Consider the following 18,453-nt stretch of genomic DNA (forward strand, 5'->3'; position numbering starts at 1 on the left):
AAAGGTCAACAGACCCTAATTACCTAGCCAACAACGGCTCGCCATGACTCGATGCCTTTATTTCGATATTTATGGAAATAAACATTGACCTGTCTTTCCTTTGATTTCTATAATTCCAAAATAATCGAAATATATTCGTCCTACTCATTATGGAGTCAAGCAATGAACAATGAATTTATGACCATGGCAAGCGAAGCCCTCGATATGTTTGCCTTTCTCGCAGCAGAGTTGATCATTCTGTTTTTGGCCATTAGCTATATTGTTGGCGTGTTACAAGAGTTTCTAACCCCAGAAAAGATCCAGTCAATCTTAAGCTCACGTAATGGCAAAGGTTATATTGTTGCAGCGCTTTTAGGCGCAATTACACCCTTTTGCTCTTGTTCAACCATTCCTTTCCTAAAAGGGTTATTGCGAGCTCGAGCCGGGTTTGGCCCGATGATGGTCTTCTTGTTTGGTAGTCCACTGCTTAACCCTGTCATCATTGGTTTGTTTGTCGTGACTTTCGGTTGGAAAGTCGCCGCGTTCTACTTCCTGATCGCAATGACGGTATCGGTTGTTGCTGGCTATGTATTAGAAAAACTTGGCTTTGAAAAATACGTAAAACCAGAAGCCTATCAAGCTGTTGAAAACTCGAGTTGTAGAGCAAGCCGTGAAGAGCGCAAGCCTATAAAAATAGAAGCCAATTCATGCAGTGAAAAAGCCGCTTGTGGTGAACCAACTTTGCCAGTGGCGGCGCAGAGCACTTGCTGTAGCACCAACGCCGAACCTAAAATTAAAGTCAGTTGCTGTGGTCCAGATGGCAGCGCCACTGCAACGCTCATTGAAAGCAAACAACCAAGCCGTTGGATGAATATCTGGTTATCCACTTGGAAAGACTTTAAACAAGTTTTTCCGTACTTGATGCTAGGTATTGCGATCGGTTCATTTATCTATGGCTTCATTCCGACGGAGTTGATCGTTGAATACGCTGGTGCAGGTAAATGGTATGCGATTCCTGTTGCTGCGGTTATCGGTATTCCACTCTATATTCGTGCTGAAGCCGTCATTCCATTAAGTGCAGCTCTGGTACAAAAAGGCATGGCGCTAGGATCTGTGATGGCATTGATCATTGGTAGTGCAGGAGCTAGTTTGACGGAAGTGATTTTGCTTAAGTCGATCTTCAAAAACCAAATGATCGCGGCTTTCTTGACTGTCATTTTAGGGATGGCGATAGGCGCAGGCTTCCTGTATAGCGTGCTCTTTGGTTAAACAAATCGTGATAAGCAGACCACTCTGCTTATCACAGACCATTTTTCTAGGCATCGAATGCAGTATACAAGTGATCTAAAAACAGTCGCATTCGCTTGGGTAGATAATCGCGGCTTTGATAGATAACGTGTAAATCTGCGCTTTGGCCGACACTAACCTGACTAAAATTCTTCGTATAGCCATCAAGCAAGGTGACCAAACGGCCTTGAGCAATGTCTTGTTGGACATCTAGAATCGACTTCATGACGATCCCTTCACCGTCAATCGCCCACTGACGAAGCACCTCCCCATCATCTGAATACCGTTTTGGCATGATAGAAATGGATTGCTGCTCCCCATTAGCGGCAAAATACCAATGCTGCAGCGCTTCATTCCCTCTTATCAATGCAAGACATTGATGAGCCATCAACTCTGTCGGGCTTTCTGGCTCTCCGTAATCTGCAAGGTATTGAGGAGATGCGCACAGCACTCGCTGGCTAGTTGCTAACTTGCGCGAAATCAGTTGGCTATCTGCTAGCTCCCCATAGCGAATCACCAGATCCAGCCCAGACTCTGCCATGTTGCTTAACCCATCATTCAAATAGAGAAAGGGAATCACATCTGGGTACTTACGACAAAAAGAAGACAGCAATGGCGCAATGTATTGCTTACCTATGTCTTTCGGAGCTGAGATTTTAAGCGGTCCTTTTACCTCTGTGGTCCCGGTTTGAAGCACATTCTCAGTCGCTCGAACGCTTTCCAATATTTCAATACACGATTGGTGATAAAGCGCCCCTGCATCCGTCAAAGACAAATGACGAGTGCTTCGATTCAGCAGCTTCACACCATAGCGCTGCTCTAAATTTTGCAGCCTAGCCGTCACGGTCGCGGGCGATAGCCCCAAAGCTCTCCCAGCTGATGCCATGCCTCTGTGATGAACAATGGCAACAAACATTTCCATATCGGCGAACTTATCCATGCTCCTACCTCATTATTTGGAATAACTGAATAATAAATTCAAATAATAGCCAATTATCAAATTTTTTCGAATCAATATACTGACGCTATTCAGACAAGTCCCTCGACTTGCCATCGAAACCCAAAATGAGATTGCTATGAAAAATGAAAAGATGCCACTGCAGATGTGGATTCTAACCTTAGCTGCCTTCGCAATTGGCACAGCAGAGTTTGTTATCGCGGGCATATTGCCTCAAGTTGCTCACACTCTTTCAATTACTGAAGGTCAAGCGGGCTACCTAATTAGTGGCTACGCACTTGCGATTGTGTTTGGCGGCCCACTCCTCACGATATACCTCGCTCGTTTCAATAAGAAGAAGGTGCTGGCTGGGCTAATGGTGCTATTTATTCTTGGTAACCTACTTTCTGCTTACGCCCCAAACTATTGGATATTGATGACCAGCCGCGTAATCACAGGTTTGGTTCAAGGTCCGTTTTACGGTATTGGTGCTGTGGTTGCGACAGGACTGGTTGCCAAAAACATGGCTGGTCGCGCCGTTGGACAGATGTTTGCAGGCTTAACCTTAGCAAACGTGTTAGGGGTGCCAGGGGGCACTTGGATTGGTCTGCAATTTGGATGGCATACTACCTTCCTTACCGTCGCGGCCTTCGGTGCCATCGCTTTGTTCTTTATTGCGGTTGTGATTCAATCAAATGGACACGAGCAAGCAAAAGCGGTCAAAACTCAGTTAATTGCATTTAAGAATCCTCTACTTCTCATCAGTTTAACGGTTACCGTATTGGTTTGGTCGGGCTTCATGACCTTGTATGGTTACTTAGCGCCTATCGCTATGCACGTTAGCGGATTCGATGCGCAAGACGTAACATGGATTCTGGTTATCGTTGGGATTGGTTTGATCATCGGCAACCATATGGGTGGACGTTCCTCAGATAAAAATCTTCATAACGCATCCATCTACTGGGCTCTGGCAATGATTGTTTCACTGCTTTTGGTTGGGCTAAGCCTTAGCCATTCTTGGCTCTTTATCGCTGCTGCCTTTGTATTCGGTATCGCCTCTTTCGCGAATGTTCCAGCTATGCAGTTACGAGTCATGAACCACGGTGGCGAAGGACAAGAGCTCGCGGCAACAGCAAACATCTCCGCGTTTAATTTGGCCAACGCATTTGGCGGGTTCTTAGGAGGTGTGGTGATAGACAGTCACTTTGGCGCAGGCATGATTCCATTTGCCGCTGTAGTGGTCCCTTTGATCGGCGTGATCTTTATCGTCAGAGCTAACCACAGAGAAATACTGAGCCCCCTCAGTCAAGCCTAACGAACAAGCTGCCTCTGGCAGCTTTTTTAATGCCAATGCTGACGTTGTCAGCAAAAATCGTCGCGTTTATTAAGCCAGATCAATCTTGGTATTTATTTCGAGTAGCGTTCAAATTCCCTATCCTACACTTGTTTAAACACCCGTTCACCATAGTAAGGAGCCGCTTATGATTTCCGTACATAGAGACTATCAACTTCATGACCAAAACCATGCTCATGTGGAGATCAATCCTGTCGGCTTACTCGATGTCGACATTAAGGAAAACAAGGTTCATCACCAAGCCGAATTTTCTGAGCTGAGCTTTAGAAAAGTTGGCCAATATACTCGATTGTCTGCTCAGGGCGAGCAAAAACCTTGGCAACTTGAGCTAACCAACAAAGACGCGGAAGAAATCAACCGCTTGATTGATTCAGCCAACGAAGAGTTAGAGACGCTAATGCGGGATCTCTAAACAAACGCTGTATTTGAGCTGGTCTATTTGTGAGTCAAGATTGGAAGCTTGAGGAGGATCTTTTCGCTCAATGTATGGAACTGAGGCACCAATAGATAAACCGCGGAAACAAAGACGATAGAACCTACAAGGTCTATTGGTCGGTGCATTCCGAGCCACAGTCGGCTATACGCAACACCGAGCCCCCACAACATGAGCGCAGCGGCGAGTCCGTACTCTCTTGATTGCACAAATAGCCCACCAAAAAACGCGATACAGATGGCCACGAAAATCGTATGACCTGAAGGAAACGAATAATCTTTTTCGCCTTGCCAATGACGAGTTCTCCATTGGCTTACTTGAGTCGAAATGCCATCAATAACTTCAGCTTTTTGTGTCGAGTTGAGCTTGTAAAAATGCTCCGGCTGCGGAATGAGAAGCTGGTGAGACAAAAGTTCCGTGTAAGGTCGAGGGCTTTCTGTCATGATTTTCAGCCCGGTTTTAGCCGCAAAACCAATCAACAAAATCACCCCCAGTTGGACGCCGTTGGCAAGCAAGTTTTGAGTAGACGGGCGTTTTCTCCAGACCAACAATGACAGCACTAGCAAGGTAATGAGAAAGCCTTGTGAGCCAGCGGAATCAGTGAGCAGAGTATAAAAAAGCCCTTCTTCGAAAGAGACGTCACCCAGTAAATCGATATGACTAACGAGCAGTGACATTGGAGAAACCAATAGCACCAAGATGGCCAATAACCCCAAGCCATACTGCTTTTTCATCAGATAGTTTTTCACTCGAATTCACCGCTCCACAACTCAACATGAACCGTATTTAACGCCTGTTTGTTGCGAGCTTTATCAACACTATGTCAATTCGATGAAAGTTCATTTCAGCAGCCAAAGATGATCGCAAAACGCTTAGCCTAGCGCTTGTTAGCTTGAGCTTTTTTTGCGTCATACATTCGCTGATCGGCCAATTCGACTAGGTTATTGAGTGAGAAATCACACGTGACCTTTGCCGCGGCCAATCCAACACTAAACTGAATCTTTTGCTCTTGCTCAGCCGTCTCATTGTACTGCGCTACACAGCGGCGAAAACGTTCCACTGCAACATTCGCAACAATCTCCGAAGCCCCTGACATCAAGACGATGAACTCATCGCCCCCCATTCGGGCAAGCACGTCTGAGTCTCGAAAAGATGCTCTCAATAATCCTGCGAAGTTTTTTAACACCTCATCACCCACTTGGTGACCGTAATTGTCGTTGATTAGTTTAAAGTCATTGAGGTCGAAGTAGGCAACCGACACCGCTAGACCGCCAAAACGGCAGTACTCGATAGACTTGTGAGCCAACACGTTGAAGCCACGTCGATTTGACACCTTGGTTAAAGAGTCAAGGGTCGCCTCTAGACTGTTCGCGAGTTCTTGCTCGGCAATTTTTGCTAAGTCGACCAGATCTTGGACTTCATGAGGCTGCAACTCTCTGGGTTTGGTGTCGATGACACACAGCGTCCCAAGCTTGCTATTGTCGTGATAGACCAATGGAATGCCGGCATAGAATCGGATATGCGGTTCATTTTCAACCAATGGGTTGCCCATAAACCGCGTATCTTGTTTGGCATCGGGGATAATAAAAGGCTCATCTCCAAGAATTGCATGACCACAAAATGAGATACTTCTCGGCGTTTCGGTCGCATCAAGACCAAGACACGACTTGAACCACTGCCGATTGCTGTCAACAAGGCTAACGACCGCAATCGGGACATCTAAAAGTCGCTTAGCCAGACGAGTTACACGATCGAATCTTTCTTCCGGCTCAGTATCCAATATATTCAGCCCTTGTAAGTCAGCGATGCGCTGCTCTTCATTGTCTGGCTTTGCTGGCTCTTTCATTACCATTTCCCTGTGTTGGCATCTTTTATCAGCTTAGCAGGCAATAGCTTCGTTTCTATGTAGGTGTTTGAAGTGGGGGGCTATCTCACATTGATATGACCGGGGAAAAAGTGATGGACTGGGCCATGGCCACGACCCACTGTGAGCTCATCTGCATGAGAGATCGCTTGAGAAATATACTGCTTGCCAAGATACACCGCCTTGTGAAGACGATTCCCTTGAGCGAGATAAGACGTAATCGCTGATGACAAGGTGCAACCAGTGCCGTGGGTATTTTTCGTCGCAAAGCGTCGCGCGCGCAATAAGTCACTACTTTTGGCTTCAATCAGTAGGTCGTTGCTGTTGTCATCGCTCTCAAGGTGCCCTCCTTTGAGTAAAACAGCATCCGCTCCGAGCCCTCTCAGTTGCTCAATCATCGCCCCCATATCATCCTCAGTTTTAGGCACTTGCCCACCAATAAGGGCGGCCGCTTCTGGCAAATTAGGGGTAATGAGATCGGCCAATGGCAGCAATTCACGCTTCAAGACCTCTATCGCGCGGTGTTTTAGCAACAAATCGCCACTGGTCGCCACCATCACAGGGTCTACCACAAGATGCTTTGGTTGATATTGACGAATCTTTCGCGCAACCATGTCGATGATTTCGATGTCAGCGAGCATCCCCACTTTTACGGCAACGATGTTGAGATCTGAAAAAACGGCATCGAGCTGACTTTCAATATGATCAACAGGGATTGGATGTATAGCGGATACGCCGAGGGTGTTTTGTGACGTAATGGCAGTAATGACCGAACACGCATAGCTGCCGGTTGCAGAGATGGCTTTGATGTCGGCTTGAATGCCCGCGCCGCCGCCGCTATCTGAGCCAGCAATGGTCAATACGATGGGGATATTGTCTTGTGAATGTGGCATGAGTGCTCCTATTACAAGACGTACAGGAACTCTCATCCAGCAGAAAAACCGCCGGCGAGTGCGGACACTCTACCCAGTGTCACGCGAATAGTTCCCTACGTCAGTGTTAACTGAATCAGGTTCAACGGGTCTCGCAGTGCGATCTCAGCCATGCCATCAATGATGGTCAGGCCCCCCGACTATTTGCTGAGAATAATAACAGCAATCATAAGCACGATGCACACAATAATTTTGCCGTTCAGGCGAAGGTTGCTACACAAACTAGCAATTATCGCTTAACCTAATTTTCATAATGGTATTTTATGAAGTCAGCATCATGCTCAACCCTATTTGGTTAAAAACGTTTACCACTCTTATCGATACAGGTCACTTTACCAAAACGGCAGATAAGCTGTTCATGACTCAGCCTGGCGTCACTCAACACATAAAAAAGCTTGAGGAAGCATGCGGCTATCTATTGATTAAGCGAGATAAGAAAAGTTTCTCGATTACCGAGCAAGGAAGCGCCGTTTACGACTACGCCAAACGTCTTAAGAAGAGTGAACAGCAGCTCCTTGCCTCATTGGGCGAAGACGATCCTTATGCTGGAGCCGTGTCGCTCTCTTGCTCCGGTTCAATGGCCCTGATGCTTTACCCCGCCTTGCTGGAGTTGCAAAGCCACTACCCAAAACTCATTCCACAAGTCGAGGCAGCGCCGGAGCATAAAATCCTCAATGACATACTCGACGATCGCGCCGACCTTGGGATTGTGACACGAGTGCCGAATGACGCTCGCTTCCACAGCGAAAAACTCGGGCATGAGCCTCTGTGCTTGATGTTACCCGCCAGTCATCCTGCGAGTAAGCAGCCACTAAGCGTAGATACACTCAAGCAGCTAGGGTTTATTCGTCACCCTGATGCTGCCCACTATTTCGCGCTCTATTTTTCACAGTTCGATGATCCCGAGCTCGCTAGCTTAGCTATGAATGACGTCCCAATGACGGGCTACGTCAATCAGCTCGCGCAAATTCTTCTGCCTGTATCGAAAGGGCTAGGGTTTACTATTTTGCCAAAAAGCACGTTGGAAAGTTTTACCCACCGAGAGCAGGTCACGGTCTATCCATTACCAAGCTCAATAACCGAGAGCCTCTACTTACTTTCAAAAAAGAACCGCGATTGGCCGGCAAGGTTTAAGACCGTTAAGGAGACCATTGAGCACAGCATTGCAAAGAGAGAATAGCGGGGAGTATATATAGTAAGGCAGGCACTAGGAGGACCCGTAGGTGCCCCCTGCGCGACTGAGTGGGTAGCTTATGCTTCTAGAACTTCTTCACCGAGCACTTCCGACAATAGAAGTTGGTCGGTCTCATCGAGCTTCATTCCTAACACAGGTAGACCGTGTTGGGCAGTCCAACAACAGAAGAAAACCACAATTGCTAATGCGAATAGAATCACTGATATCATAGCCTAATCTCCTCCATGGTTAACATCACCAATACCTGGCTAACCATAAGATGCCGCTAAATCGCGAAGGCCGTCATGCAATACTTTATTCTTTTACGTTTTGGAATCACACAGCGCGAAATCGCGCAAAGTTGTGTTTCTGTATCGTGCAGTGTATTCGTATTAACTATTGAAATCGACTTGGTCTAAACACCTTTGGTTAGTTTGGGTACTCTTTCAATATAGACATACCGTACAAATGAAGCAACTAGATTTAGTAGCAAATTTATACAAAGTCACACTTTTCTTGCTTTTGAGCTTGCATCCCACTCAAGACGGTAAAATTACCACTTAAACTTGCGCTACCTTTCCACTTAAGAGAGCAATTAATTGACAAAAAAGTGACTGAGAGTTGACGTTACAACCTTGTAAAAAACCAAATCTAGCACGTAATTAACTCCCAACAAGGCGCGATATTTCAATGTTGTCCTGTCTTTACGGTGAGTAATTGGTAAAAAACAGCCTAGCCATTGCTGTTTCAATAATGGAGATATTATCCATTTTTGGCTTTTAGGCTTTGTGCAGTATAGATAGTCGCGCTGGTATCAACTTTTAAGGAACTGAGAATAAAAAAAGCTTCAGAGTCAGGCACTCTGAAGCTTTGATTACACCACTTTAATTGTGATTATGCGCCAATCACGCCACCATCTTCACGGGTGATCGCCATGATCGTTGAACGCGGCTTGCTGTTACCACCACCTGGGAAGTGAGAAGGCGCGCCTTTTTCACCTGGGTGCTGGACACCCACAAACATCGTTTTGTTGTCTGCTGAGAAAGTCAGCCCCGTGATTTCACACGCAATTGGTCCAGTCAAGAAACGGCGAACTTCGCCGGTCATTGGATCACCACACAACATTTGGTTGTTGCCTTGTCCTGCAAAGTCCCCTTTGTTCGAGTAGTTACCATCGGTTTGAATCCACAAGCGTCCCGCAGAGTCGAAACCAATCCCGTCTGGGCTATTGAACATGTTGTCTGCGGTAATGTTGGCACTTCCTGCATATAGGTTGCCTTTGTGGACCTCAGGGTTACCTGCAATTAAGTAAAGGTCCCACTCAAATCCCGCATTGGTATGGTCACCGGCTTGCGGTACCCAACGTACAATTTGGCCATAGTGGTTTTCTTTACGAGGGTTAGGACCACCAACAGGTTGACCTTCTTTCACACCTCGGTTTTTGTTGTTGGTTAGCGTACAGAACACATGGTTGTTGTCTGGGTGCACCGCAACCCACTCCGGTCTATCCATCGTGGTGGCTCCAACTTGTGTCGCAGCGCGGCGAGCAAAAATCATCACTTCTGCTTGGTCATTAAAACCGTTCTCTTTAGTTAAACCGTTCTTGCCATGTGTCAGCTCAATCCACTGACCTTTGCCTTTGAGCTCATTATCATCCATTTCAAATTTGGCGACGAACAGAGTGCCCTCTTCTAGTAGGTTGCGGTTTACTTTGTCGTTGCCTGGCTGATATTTGTTCTTCGATACAAACTTGTATAAGTGCTCTCCGCGCTCATCGTCACCGAGATACACAACCACGTGACCGTCATCGTTGATCAGTAGCGCTGCATTTTCATGCTTAAAACGACCTAAAGCTGTTCTCTTTAGCGGCGTTGATGTTGGATCATTCGGGTCAATCTCAACAACCCAGCCGAAGCGATGTGGTTCGTTCGGATGTTTTGCCACATCAAAACGCTCGTCGCTGTCATGCCACTGATACTTGCTCTTCGCCGCTTTCACACCATAACGCTTGTGATCATCACTTAGCTCTGCGCTCGCGCTAGTACCAAAGTAGCCGTTAAAGTTCTCTTCACACGTGAGGTAAGTTCCCCAAGGCGTCTGGCCATTCGCACAGTTGTTGAATGTGCCAAGCGGCGTCATACCTGAAGGGTCTAGCTCGGTTTTCATCAGATCGTGCCCCGCAGCCGGGCCGGTTAGCCTCATAGGCGTGTTTGCGGTGATGCGTCGATTGCGTGCGCCGCTCTTGTCGAGCGTCCAACCGTTATCGGATTTGATAATTTCAAACACGGTAACACCATGCGCTGCTTGCGCTTTAAGAACGTCGTCTGCTGTCATCGCCTTTCCGCCGTGATCAAACAGCAAATCGTAATTGGTGTACTCGTTGTTTACCGCGATCACTGCGCGGTTGTCATTGATTGGGAAAAAGCTCATGCCGTCGGTGTTGTCACCAAACTGACGAAGCTGTGCGTCAGAGCCTTGCTTACCACTTGGGTCAAACTCAGGCGCGCCATTAAAGATTGGGTCTCCCCAAGAAAGTAATGGGGTCGCTTTATAACCTTTAGGTACGATGAATGCGTCAGCTGTCGATGCTGGAACCGCTTCAAAGTTGAGCAGAGCACTTTCACCTTTTGCAGCGAAAGCCTTTGTGATCGGGTTTAGCGAGAGAAATGCACTTGCACTTACTGCCGCTGTTCCAGCTAAAAATCGGCGTCTCGACAGACGAGCATCGATCATTTGGCTGAACTCAGAATCCTGATTATCACGCTTATCGCTTGAAACTGGACACATTGCTGACTCCTTGCTTAGTTTTAATAAAAATTGCCAAGGAATGGTAGAAGCCGTAAATGACAGAGAAATTAACTTATTGTTTCTTATGGGTTAAGAACCCTTTACAGAAAAACGACACTTACATGGCAAACTCATTAAAGTGCGCTATGGTTCAATTTTGGTAAATAAGGTACGGCATACATGCAAAAAATTGTGAACCAAACCCTAGCTTTTTTGAAAATTGGCGGCTAAATTGAGTCTTGTTCATGAGGAACTTGATTCACATTAGCTCAGTGAAGAGCGGATTTGTATTTACGTGAGGGAATATCATGAAGAAAATGAGAAAAGCACAATTGCATCGCGTTCGTATTCAGTATTGGAAAGAGTCGAACAAAAACGCGAACAAAGAATCTTAATGTGCTAACCCAAAAAACTAAGCTGGCTTAATCGCCAGCTTTTGCGTTTTTAGGCTCTGTAAAATGAGAAAGCAGAACTTCACTATCGACAGCACGACGGGATACTTATCCCTTAAAAACAAAAAAAGCCCCAACGCGTGTCGGGGCAAGTGGCTGGAGAGAGCCTATTTCAAATAGGTAGATTGGTTGGCTTTATCGACTTCCTCAAGGAATAGGTTCAGAAGTTCAGTACCTTTATCACCGTGTGTTTCTTTCACGTAAGCAATCACACCAGGCTGCGTTGCTTTTCGCATTGACTCACGCTGCTCAGCGTTTAGTGAATTGACCTTCATACGTTTTTTCAGCCCTTCTAGACCGCGATCACTTGATGCCTCAATCAACCGTGATAGACCACGGTTAGCGCTCAATGCAATCTCGACCGCATCGGAAACAATCTTCTTCTCTTCTTCCGTTAACCCATCGTAGAAGCTTTTGTTCACCATGAAAGTGTATGGGGCAAACAAGTGATTCGTCAGGGTGAGGTATTTCTGCACTTCGTTAAACTTAGCGAAAGAGACCGTAGGTACAGGGTTCATCTGACCATCAATCACGCCTGTTTGCAGAGATGAATAGACTTCGCCCCATGAGAGCGGATACGCTTCTGCGCCCAGAGACTGAATGATTTTTTGGTGTGTTGGCAGCGTCATGGTACGAATGCGCAAACCTTTAAAATCATCGAGATCTTCAATGGCGCGCTTAGAGTTAGTCACTGAGAAGAAGCCGCCTGTATCTGGGAAGCCTAAGATTTTGACATCTTTCAGTTCTGCCTCAATGTCGCCCGCTAACGCCTTACCAAACTTGCCATCAAGCACTTCATAGGTAGACGCGTTGTTATCAAATGCAAAAGGCACATCTAATACACCAATACGTGGGTAGTAGCCGGCAAGAGGACCAACGGGCGAAAGTGTTCCTTGCAGCTGACCATCACGCACCATCTGAATGTGCTCTTTCGCCGTTCCTAATTGGTTGCTAGGAAATACTTGAACCTTAATTTCACCGTTGGTTGCCGTTTCAACAATGTTTTTAAACACCCCAGTAAATGCGTGGGCAGGGTTCTCCATGATGTCAGCTTTATTGTCATGGCCGATACGCAGGACCTTTTCTGCCATAGCAAAAGGGGCGGTAAAAAGACTGGTTGCCAGAGCAGTTGCGATCAGTGATTTGGTTAGCTTTTTCATAATAACTCCATTATGTATGAATTTTAGTTATTACCTGGCTAGGCTAATGCAATAGCCAGGATTTGTAGGGTCAGGGTGTTGCAGTGCTAGTAGCCCAGCAGTCGTGGGATAAACAGCACTATGTCTGGGAAAAATGCGATAGCGAATAACAGCAGCAGTTGGCCGATAAGGAACGGCATTAACTCTTTCGATATGCCTTCTATTTTTGCCCCTGTGACGGATGAAAGGACGAACAAGCAAGCCCCTATTGGCGGTGTCATCAATGAGATATTAAGAGCAAGAATAAAGACGATACCTGCATGCAGCGGGTCCATACCGATTTCCATCGTCAATGGCACTAAGATTGGCGCTAGGATAATCAACATCACATTGATATCCATGATCATGCCAACCGTGAGTAGAAGCGCGATGATCAGCGCCAAAATCACATGTGGGTTGTCCGACAATGAAATAAACATGTCCGCAATCATCTGTGGGATCTGATTAAAGCTCAACCACCAGCCAAGAATCGAAGCGGAACCAATGATGAGGTAGATAACCGCCGAGATTTGTGCCGTGCGAATCACCATTTGAAAGAGTGCACTTAGCGTTAGATTCCGGTAGATGAAGGTACCAATTACCAGCGCGTAAGCCACCGCGATTGATGCCGCTTCCGTTGGCGTCACAATGCCAAACACAATCCCGCCAAGAATAATAAGTGGCATCAGCAATGCTAAGGCTGAGTTTTTAAAGTGATCCAGTACTTCAGCGAGCGTCGCTTTTTGGCTCATCTTTGGTAGGTTTTTGCGTTTACCCATTGCGCCAATGATTGCCATACATACTAGGCACACCAAGATGCCCGGTAAAATACCCGTTGCAAATAAGCCGCCAATCGACACCCCCATAAGGGAGCCATAAACCACCATAAGCCCTGATGGGGGAATGGTAGGGCCGATGATTGAGCCCGCCGCCGTCACCGCGCAAGCATAATCTTTCGAATAGCCTTGTTTCTCCATAGCTGGCACCAGCGTTCGACCAAATGCCGCGGCATCCGCGGTGGCTGAACCGGTAATACCTGAGAAAAACACCGATGCCACCATGTTTGAATGCGCGAGACCACCACGAAAGTGACCAACCAACGCTTCCGACAGGTAGACGAGTCGATTAGTGATGCCTGTGTGATTCATGATCTCACCCGCTAAGATGAAAAACGGCATCGCTAAGAAAGGGAATATATTTAAGCCATTAAAGATCTTACTTGGTGCCAGCGACGCAAAGTGTGCACCGCCCATATCGTACATCCCGGTGATACCTGCCACACCTAACGCGATAGCAATCGGAGCGCCAATCAGCATTAATAATAAAAACACTACGCCGACAATCATAACTGCTCTCCTTGCACATCAAACTTTTCAGACGCTAAGTACAGCTTCAGCGCGTAGATATCTTCAAGCCAGACCAACAAAGCTTGGAAACTGGACAGAGCAAAAGTGACGGGGATTGCCGCATAGGCATAAGCCATTGGCATAGAGAAAACCGTTGAAAGTTGATTTGCGCCCTTTTCTGCAAAGGTATAGCCCAAGTAGGCGATGTAGCCAAAGAAGCTAAAAGTCAGCGCGCCAACGCCAATCTTAACCACTTGTTGGGCGACATAGGGAAAACGCTTAGTGACAAATTCTAACCCCATATGTTCTCTTCCTGCGGTACAGCATGGCACCGCCATTAAGATTGCCCATATCATGATGTAACGTGCCAGCTCTTCAACCCACACCAATTGCAGCTTGAGTACGTAGCGATCCAACACGCCTAGCCAAACATCCAATATCAATAAGACAGTCAAAATTCCCACTGCAAATTGATTGGCTTTATTTAGCCGATTTTTTGTTGTTGCAATGATGTTATTCGGTAATGTCATAAACCCATTGTCCTTCCTTTTTGACAGCATTCCTTGGAGGCGCTTCCGCATAAGTTTTGCTCACTGAAGTGCGGATAAATTAACCATACCGATAAGATAATTGTGGTGAAGTGTTCACGATCACAAAAATAAATTTGTGTGATAGTTTCTAACACGAGACCAACAAATCAAACTTAAACTATTGTTTTTAAATAAATTTAGTTTTTGGGCGATTTATGAAGATTAACTTGATTGTTAAAAAGTAACATTGCGCGAGACACGCCAGATCAAAGGGTTAGTGACAAAGGTATAATTAGTTGGGAGAAAAGTAACACGGCACAAAGAGTAAGGACTTTGTTGCTAAAAAGTGAATTTGGTCACACTCGAAAAGGACGGGGAATGATGGGAAAAGGGACAAAACTGAACAAGAAGAATGTGCAACCGTGAATGGCTTGAGCCCCGACAAGCAAGGCTCATTATTACTCATCAATTCATCACTTACGCTTAGCGCTAACATCGCTTAGCCTTGCCTCGCACAAGAAAATTGCGATGTTAGAAAGTAACATTAAGCTGCGCAGTTGTTCGATGGAAACATTTGGGCAAGCTCATGGAAAATGGCCTGAGTTTGTTTGGAGAACAGGTGTTTATCTTTATAGCCGACCAACTGAATTTGGCGCACCTTTCCTGAAATCAAGATTTGTCTCAACATACGGCTGACCATTTGAATATCCAATGCGCTACCCTGCTCCAAACGAGAAACTGGGTATAAGCACGCAAGATCAATGTTGAGTATCACCTCTTCACAATGGGTAAGATACGTCGCGATCTGCTGCTTCACTTGAAAACGATGACTAAAATTGCACTCTGGCAACGTTAACCAATCACAGCCAAGATCTTCTGCATACTCAATGGTTCGCTCGTCAATGTTGGCACTGTCAATCCCCAAACAGAACAATCGGCATTCATTGTAGCGTGACAATGCGAAGTGAAAGGCCGAGCCTTGGTCAGGCTCTAGTGACGCTTTTAACTCAAACTGCCGACCAATATGAATTATGCCTAAATCTCGCTGCGAAGAATGAAGAAGAGGCAAGCTGTAGAGCAAACTCTCGCTATTGTTTGTCAGCACAACGGGCAAAGTATCAGAGCCTAGAAAACGGCTGAGGTGCAACTGGAACTGATTGGCAGACTGCTCCATGAGATTGTAGTGACCACCATTTAACCAGTGCGATTGATCCAACGACATTAGCCAGTCAAACATCTCTTCTAAGCTCTGATCGGCTATCTCAAAGTCCACCTGTTTCATTGGCTTAATTCGTTCCGATACGGTCAACAACGCTAACCGATGTGAAGAAATACCTGTGATACTGTGTGTTTTGTTACGTCGAAATAGCCCAAACATCGCATTACCTTTCTGGGGGCAAAGCCCTTGCTGCTTGAAGAACGTGCAAAATTATCTTTTGCCGGTTTTGTTCTACCCTATGGGCAGGCGCCATGACCGAAATCGCTCCGACCAATTTTGTTCCTTTCATCACTGGTGCGCTGATCCCTGACACCCCTGAGTCGATCTCCGAAGTACTGAGCGCGTATCCTTGATTGCGGATTTGCGCCAACTCTTCTTGCCACTGCGAAATATGGTTGTATTCGCCAAAGTAACGTAAGATCTTTTCGCATCGCTGCGCAGGCATATACGCAAGCATCACCTTTGATGAGGCGCCTCGCAGCAGAGGTTGACTTTGACCCTGGACGTAGCTGCAACGAAGCGCCTGCATACTCTCTTTACGACTCACACACAGCGCTCTGTAGCCTACAGGCACCATGTACGCCGCCATTTCACCGGTCTGTTTTTGCAGCCGATTTAGCACCACATCAACCGCATCCAAATCGTGCTGGCTGGTTTCGTAACTGCGCATTAGCATCAATGCAGCCGGACCGATGATCAAGGTCTTGTCTGATGGACTCTCTTCAATCAGGTTCCACTCTTTTAACAGTTTAAGATGGCGATATAAGCTACTGATTGGTGTTCCTACCTGCTCGCTGAGCTGTTTGGCAGTCACCGGCTCATCATTCACCGCCACTTGCATTAATAACTGCAGAACCTTCTCGTTTACTTGTCCACTACTCTGCTTCATAGAGTTCACGCTCTTGTTGTATCGCTAGAATTGGTTGATGATCAAATTGTATTCTTATCCTGTAGGAATTAATAAGCATTAGTCACAATAGTTTCTCATAATCCGAGAATTAACCCGTACCGCTGTTTTCTGGTCTTAACCTTGTCTCACTCTTGAACCTGCCAATAACTTTACTTAACGGTAAAGTTAAAATATTCTTGGGAGCGATAATAAAATCAGCACCATTTACCAATCCAATAAGCCAGAACAATAATAATCCAGGGACAGACATGAACAAACTCGCCCTTTCTGTTGGCCTTACTTTTACTCTTGCTCCGATTCTGTTTTTTACTTGTCAGCGTTCAGAAGCTGGACCAAACGCGCAGCCCACCGCTTACGTGGTTCAGTTTCCAATCGAGCGCCAAGTCACCCAGTTAACCCCACTCGATGGCGAAATTAAGCCATCGCAATTCACCCAAATCATTGCTGAGCATAGCGCAAAAATCGATACGATTTATGTTCAGGATGGCGAATACGTTGACCAAGGAGAGCCGATATTTAGCTTTGATGATGCTTTGCCCGCCCTCGCAGTTAAGGCGGCAGAGTATGAGTATCAAATGGCGACAAGAAACATCATAGAGCTCACCCGTACCGCTCATGAAAACGATCCAAGGATCAATACCGCTGTGAAAGCCGTCGACGCAACACGAAACAATTTACTCAATGCGCAAAAGGCGCTGAAGTCGACCACGGTTTACGCGCCATTTTCGGGCAAAATGGGCCAAATTCGCTTTAATACGGGCAACCTTGTCAATGCGGGAGATCTAATTTCTGAACTGGTGGCCACTGATACGGTTGAAGTGCACTTTATGGCCTCACCAGAGGTGCTCAATACCTTCCGCCAAGTCCTGAATAACGAGCCCGACACCTTAAAAGCGTCGCTTCAATCAGCGGAGGGGGGCTTTATTGATGGCAAGCTCAAGTACGTCGACTCAAGCCTCTCTGAACAACATGCAAAGTTATCCGCCTATGCGGTGTTTGACAATGGTAATGGCGAACACCTGATTGGCTCGAAGACGACACTCTACCTCAATAGCCCAGAGCCAAAACCCCAGCTGTTTGTGCCAGAAATCGCGCTACATACTGAGGACGGCATCCCGACTCTCTTTGTCCTTGACGAACAACGGATTGTGCGGCCAAAGCAAGTGACTCTTGCAACAATCAAAGAGCGCTATACAGGTTATGTGCCCATCGCCGAGGGGATTGAAGCGACCGACTTTGTGTTATCGACACCTGATGCGCCGCAACTCGTTGGTAAAAAAATCGACCCTATGGTCAATATCGTCAACCAGCTTAACGAAATACTCAATCGCGCACCTTGATGCTAAAAGCAGCGAACGAGCGACTAAAAGATGAAAAAACTCTCAAAACACCGCGCCAATAGTAGAAGGAACGACAAACTATGGTAGCTTCTCAGCTTTCCCCATCCTGTACGGATAAAGGTATGGATAAACGAAGTCAACGCAGCGAACGAACCAAGCTGAGTATTATTTTAGCGGCAATTGAATGTTATAAAGAGCTTGGCGTTCAAGGCGCCTCTTTGGAGGTCATCGCCAAGCAAGCAGGAACAACCAAACCAACGGTCTATTCTCACTTTGGGTCAAAGGAGAATCTCTACCAAGCGGTTGTTGAGCACATCATGGAAGAAGAGAAGCTTAATCACGCATTGCCGCCGTTCGACCCCAACCAGAGTTTACGCCAACAGCTGATCGACATTTTTTCCACTCAGCTTGAGCGAGTGATGAAGTGCGAAAGACGCCGTTTGCTGGTTGCCATTACGATTGAAGCCATGTGCCAAGGTCAATGTCATTTGAATAATGTTGAGAGCATTAAAACCTGCCCAATGGAGGCTTGGTTAGATTCTGCCATTCATCATGGTGCTCTGCCGCAGCAAAACAGTGCAGAGCTGGCGACCAATTTATGGGCGTTAATCAAAGGGCGAACCTTTTTTCCTGTTTTCTTGGGAATGGCACCCAATGATCTGAGCGAGCGACAACGCAACTTAGAATCTGCCATTGATTTTTTTCTGTCCTGCCAAAAAACAAAATGAGGA

The 18,453-nt window shown here is 46.4% G+C and carries 17 protein-coding genes and 1 riboswitch; of the genes, 6 read left to right on the plus strand and 11 right to left on the minus strand.

Features of this window, described 5'->3' with window-relative positions; all coding sequences use genetic code 11:
- Positions 1-162: 162 nt before the first annotated feature.
- Entirely contained in the window at positions 163-1,248 is a 1,086-nt protein-coding gene (locus tag RJ47_RS14400) for a permease (RefSeq protein WP_039484606.1), read from the plus strand.
- Positions 1,249-1,294: 46 nt separating this feature from the next.
- On the opposite strand, the gene RJ47_RS14405 is transcribed toward RJ47_RS14400, so the two are convergent.
- Positions 1,295-2,206: a LysR family transcriptional regulator gene (locus RJ47_RS14405; protein ID WP_039484609.1), complete on the minus strand. Its 912-nt coding sequence runs from the start codon at positions 2,204-2,206 to the stop codon at positions 1,295-1,297.
- 136 nt (positions 2,207-2,342) lie between these two features.
- Here RJ47_RS14405 and RJ47_RS14410 point away from each other — a divergent pair, with 136 nt between their 5' ends.
- Together RJ47_RS14410 and RJ47_RS14415 are read left to right on the plus strand one after the other, a co-directional pair.
- Positions 2,343-3,518 (plus strand): MFS transporter, encoded by a 1,176-nt coding sequence (locus tag RJ47_RS14410; RefSeq protein ID WP_039484612.1) that lies wholly within the window; start codon positions 2,343-2,345, stop codon positions 3,516-3,518.
- A 166-nt stretch (positions 3,519-3,684) separates the two neighbouring features.
- On the plus strand, positions 3,685-3,969 hold the full coding sequence (locus tag RJ47_RS14415; RefSeq protein WP_038135803.1) for a hypothetical protein: 285 nt from the start codon (positions 3,685-3,687) through the stop codon (positions 3,967-3,969).
- A gap of 23 nt (positions 3,970-3,992) precedes the next feature.
- Here RJ47_RS14415 and RJ47_RS14420 read toward each other — a convergent pair whose 3' ends face one another.
- The 3 genes from RJ47_RS14420 to thiD all read right to left on the minus strand — a co-directional run bounded on the left by RJ47_RS14420 (position 3,993) and on the right by thiD (position 6,747).
- Positions 3,993-4,739 (minus strand): phosphatase PAP2 family protein, encoded by a 747-nt coding sequence (locus tag RJ47_RS14420; protein ID WP_038212335.1) that lies wholly within the window; start codon positions 4,737-4,739, stop codon positions 3,993-3,995.
- A 128-nt stretch (positions 4,740-4,867) separates the two neighbouring features.
- Positions 4,868-5,836, minus strand: a complete 969-nt coding sequence (locus RJ47_RS14425) for a sensor domain-containing diguanylate cyclase (RefSeq protein WP_039484614.1) — start codon at positions 5,834-5,836, stop codon at positions 4,868-4,870.
- 80 nt (positions 5,837-5,916) lie between these two features.
- Complete coding sequence (gene thiD / locus RJ47_RS14430; RefSeq protein WP_039484616.1) at positions 5,917-6,747, minus strand: bifunctional hydroxymethylpyrimidine kinase/phosphomethylpyrimidine kinase; 831 nt, start codon at positions 6,745-6,747, stop codon at positions 5,917-5,919.
- A 75-nt stretch (positions 6,748-6,822) separates the two neighbouring features.
- A riboswitch (TPP riboswitch) is annotated at positions 6,823-6,935 on the minus strand.
- 128 nt (positions 6,936-7,063) lie between these two features.
- Here thiD and RJ47_RS14435 point away from each other — a divergent pair.
- Positions 7,064-7,966, plus strand: a complete 903-nt coding sequence (locus tag RJ47_RS14435) for a LysR family transcriptional regulator (protein ID WP_039484619.1) — start codon at positions 7,064-7,066, stop codon at positions 7,964-7,966.
- 71 nt (positions 7,967-8,037) lie between these two features.
- Here the strand turns inward: RJ47_RS14435 and RJ47_RS21450 are convergent, their stop codons facing one another.
- The 7 genes from RJ47_RS21450 to RJ47_RS14465 all read right to left on the minus strand — a co-directional run bounded on the left by RJ47_RS21450 (position 8,038) and on the right by RJ47_RS14465 (position 16,361).
- Positions 8,038-8,190: a hypothetical protein gene (locus tag RJ47_RS21450; protein ID WP_005473982.1), complete on the minus strand. Its 153-nt coding sequence runs from the start codon at positions 8,188-8,190 to the stop codon at positions 8,038-8,040.
- A gap of 664 nt (positions 8,191-8,854) precedes the next feature.
- Positions 8,855-10,747, minus strand: a complete 1,893-nt coding sequence (locus RJ47_RS14440; RefSeq protein WP_039484621.1) for a PhoX family protein — start codon at positions 10,745-10,747, stop codon at positions 8,855-8,857.
- Positions 10,748-11,306: 559 nt separating this feature from the next.
- Positions 11,307-12,359, minus strand: a complete 1,053-nt coding sequence (locus RJ47_RS14445) for a DctP family TRAP transporter solute-binding subunit (RefSeq protein ID WP_038135787.1) — start codon at positions 12,357-12,359, stop codon at positions 11,307-11,309.
- Between the two features lie 86 nt (positions 12,360-12,445).
- Positions 12,446-13,723, minus strand: a complete 1,278-nt coding sequence (locus RJ47_RS14450; RefSeq protein WP_038135785.1) for a TRAP transporter large permease — start codon at positions 13,721-13,723, stop codon at positions 12,446-12,448.
- A complete protein-coding gene (locus RJ47_RS14455) occupies positions 13,720-14,253 on the minus strand; it encodes a TRAP transporter small permease (RefSeq protein ID WP_039484624.1) in 534 nt (177 codons plus the stop codon). Before RJ47_RS14455 ends, RJ47_RS14450 begins: the two co-directional genes overlap by 4 nt.
- 544 nt (positions 14,254-14,797) lie before the next feature.
- Positions 14,798-15,631, minus strand: coding sequence for an arginase family protein (locus RJ47_RS14460; protein ID WP_039484626.1), 834 nt, complete (start codon positions 15,629-15,631; stop codon positions 14,798-14,800).
- 4 nt (positions 15,632-15,635) lie between these two features.
- On the minus strand, positions 15,636-16,361 hold the full coding sequence (locus RJ47_RS14465) for an IclR family transcriptional regulator (protein WP_005473990.1): 726 nt from the start codon (positions 16,359-16,361) through the stop codon (positions 15,636-15,638).
- 269 nt (positions 16,362-16,630) lie between these two features.
- Between RJ47_RS14465 and RJ47_RS14470 the strand changes: the two genes are divergently transcribed.
- Positions 16,631-17,722: an efflux RND transporter periplasmic adaptor subunit gene (locus RJ47_RS14470; protein WP_039484627.1), complete on the plus strand. Its 1,092-nt coding sequence runs from the start codon at positions 16,631-16,633 to the stop codon at positions 17,720-17,722.
- 122 nt (positions 17,723-17,844) lie between these two features.
- On the plus strand, positions 17,845-18,450 hold the full coding sequence (locus tag RJ47_RS14475) for a TetR/AcrR family transcriptional regulator (RefSeq protein WP_039484678.1): 606 nt from the start codon (positions 17,845-17,847) through the stop codon (positions 18,448-18,450).
- Positions 18,451-18,453: the final 3 nt, after the last annotated feature.

Origin of the sequence: Vibrio sinaloensis, assembly GCF_000808535.1 — a bacterium.
GTDB lineage: Bacteria > Pseudomonadota > Gammaproteobacteria > Enterobacterales > Vibrionaceae > Vibrio > Vibrio sinaloensis_D.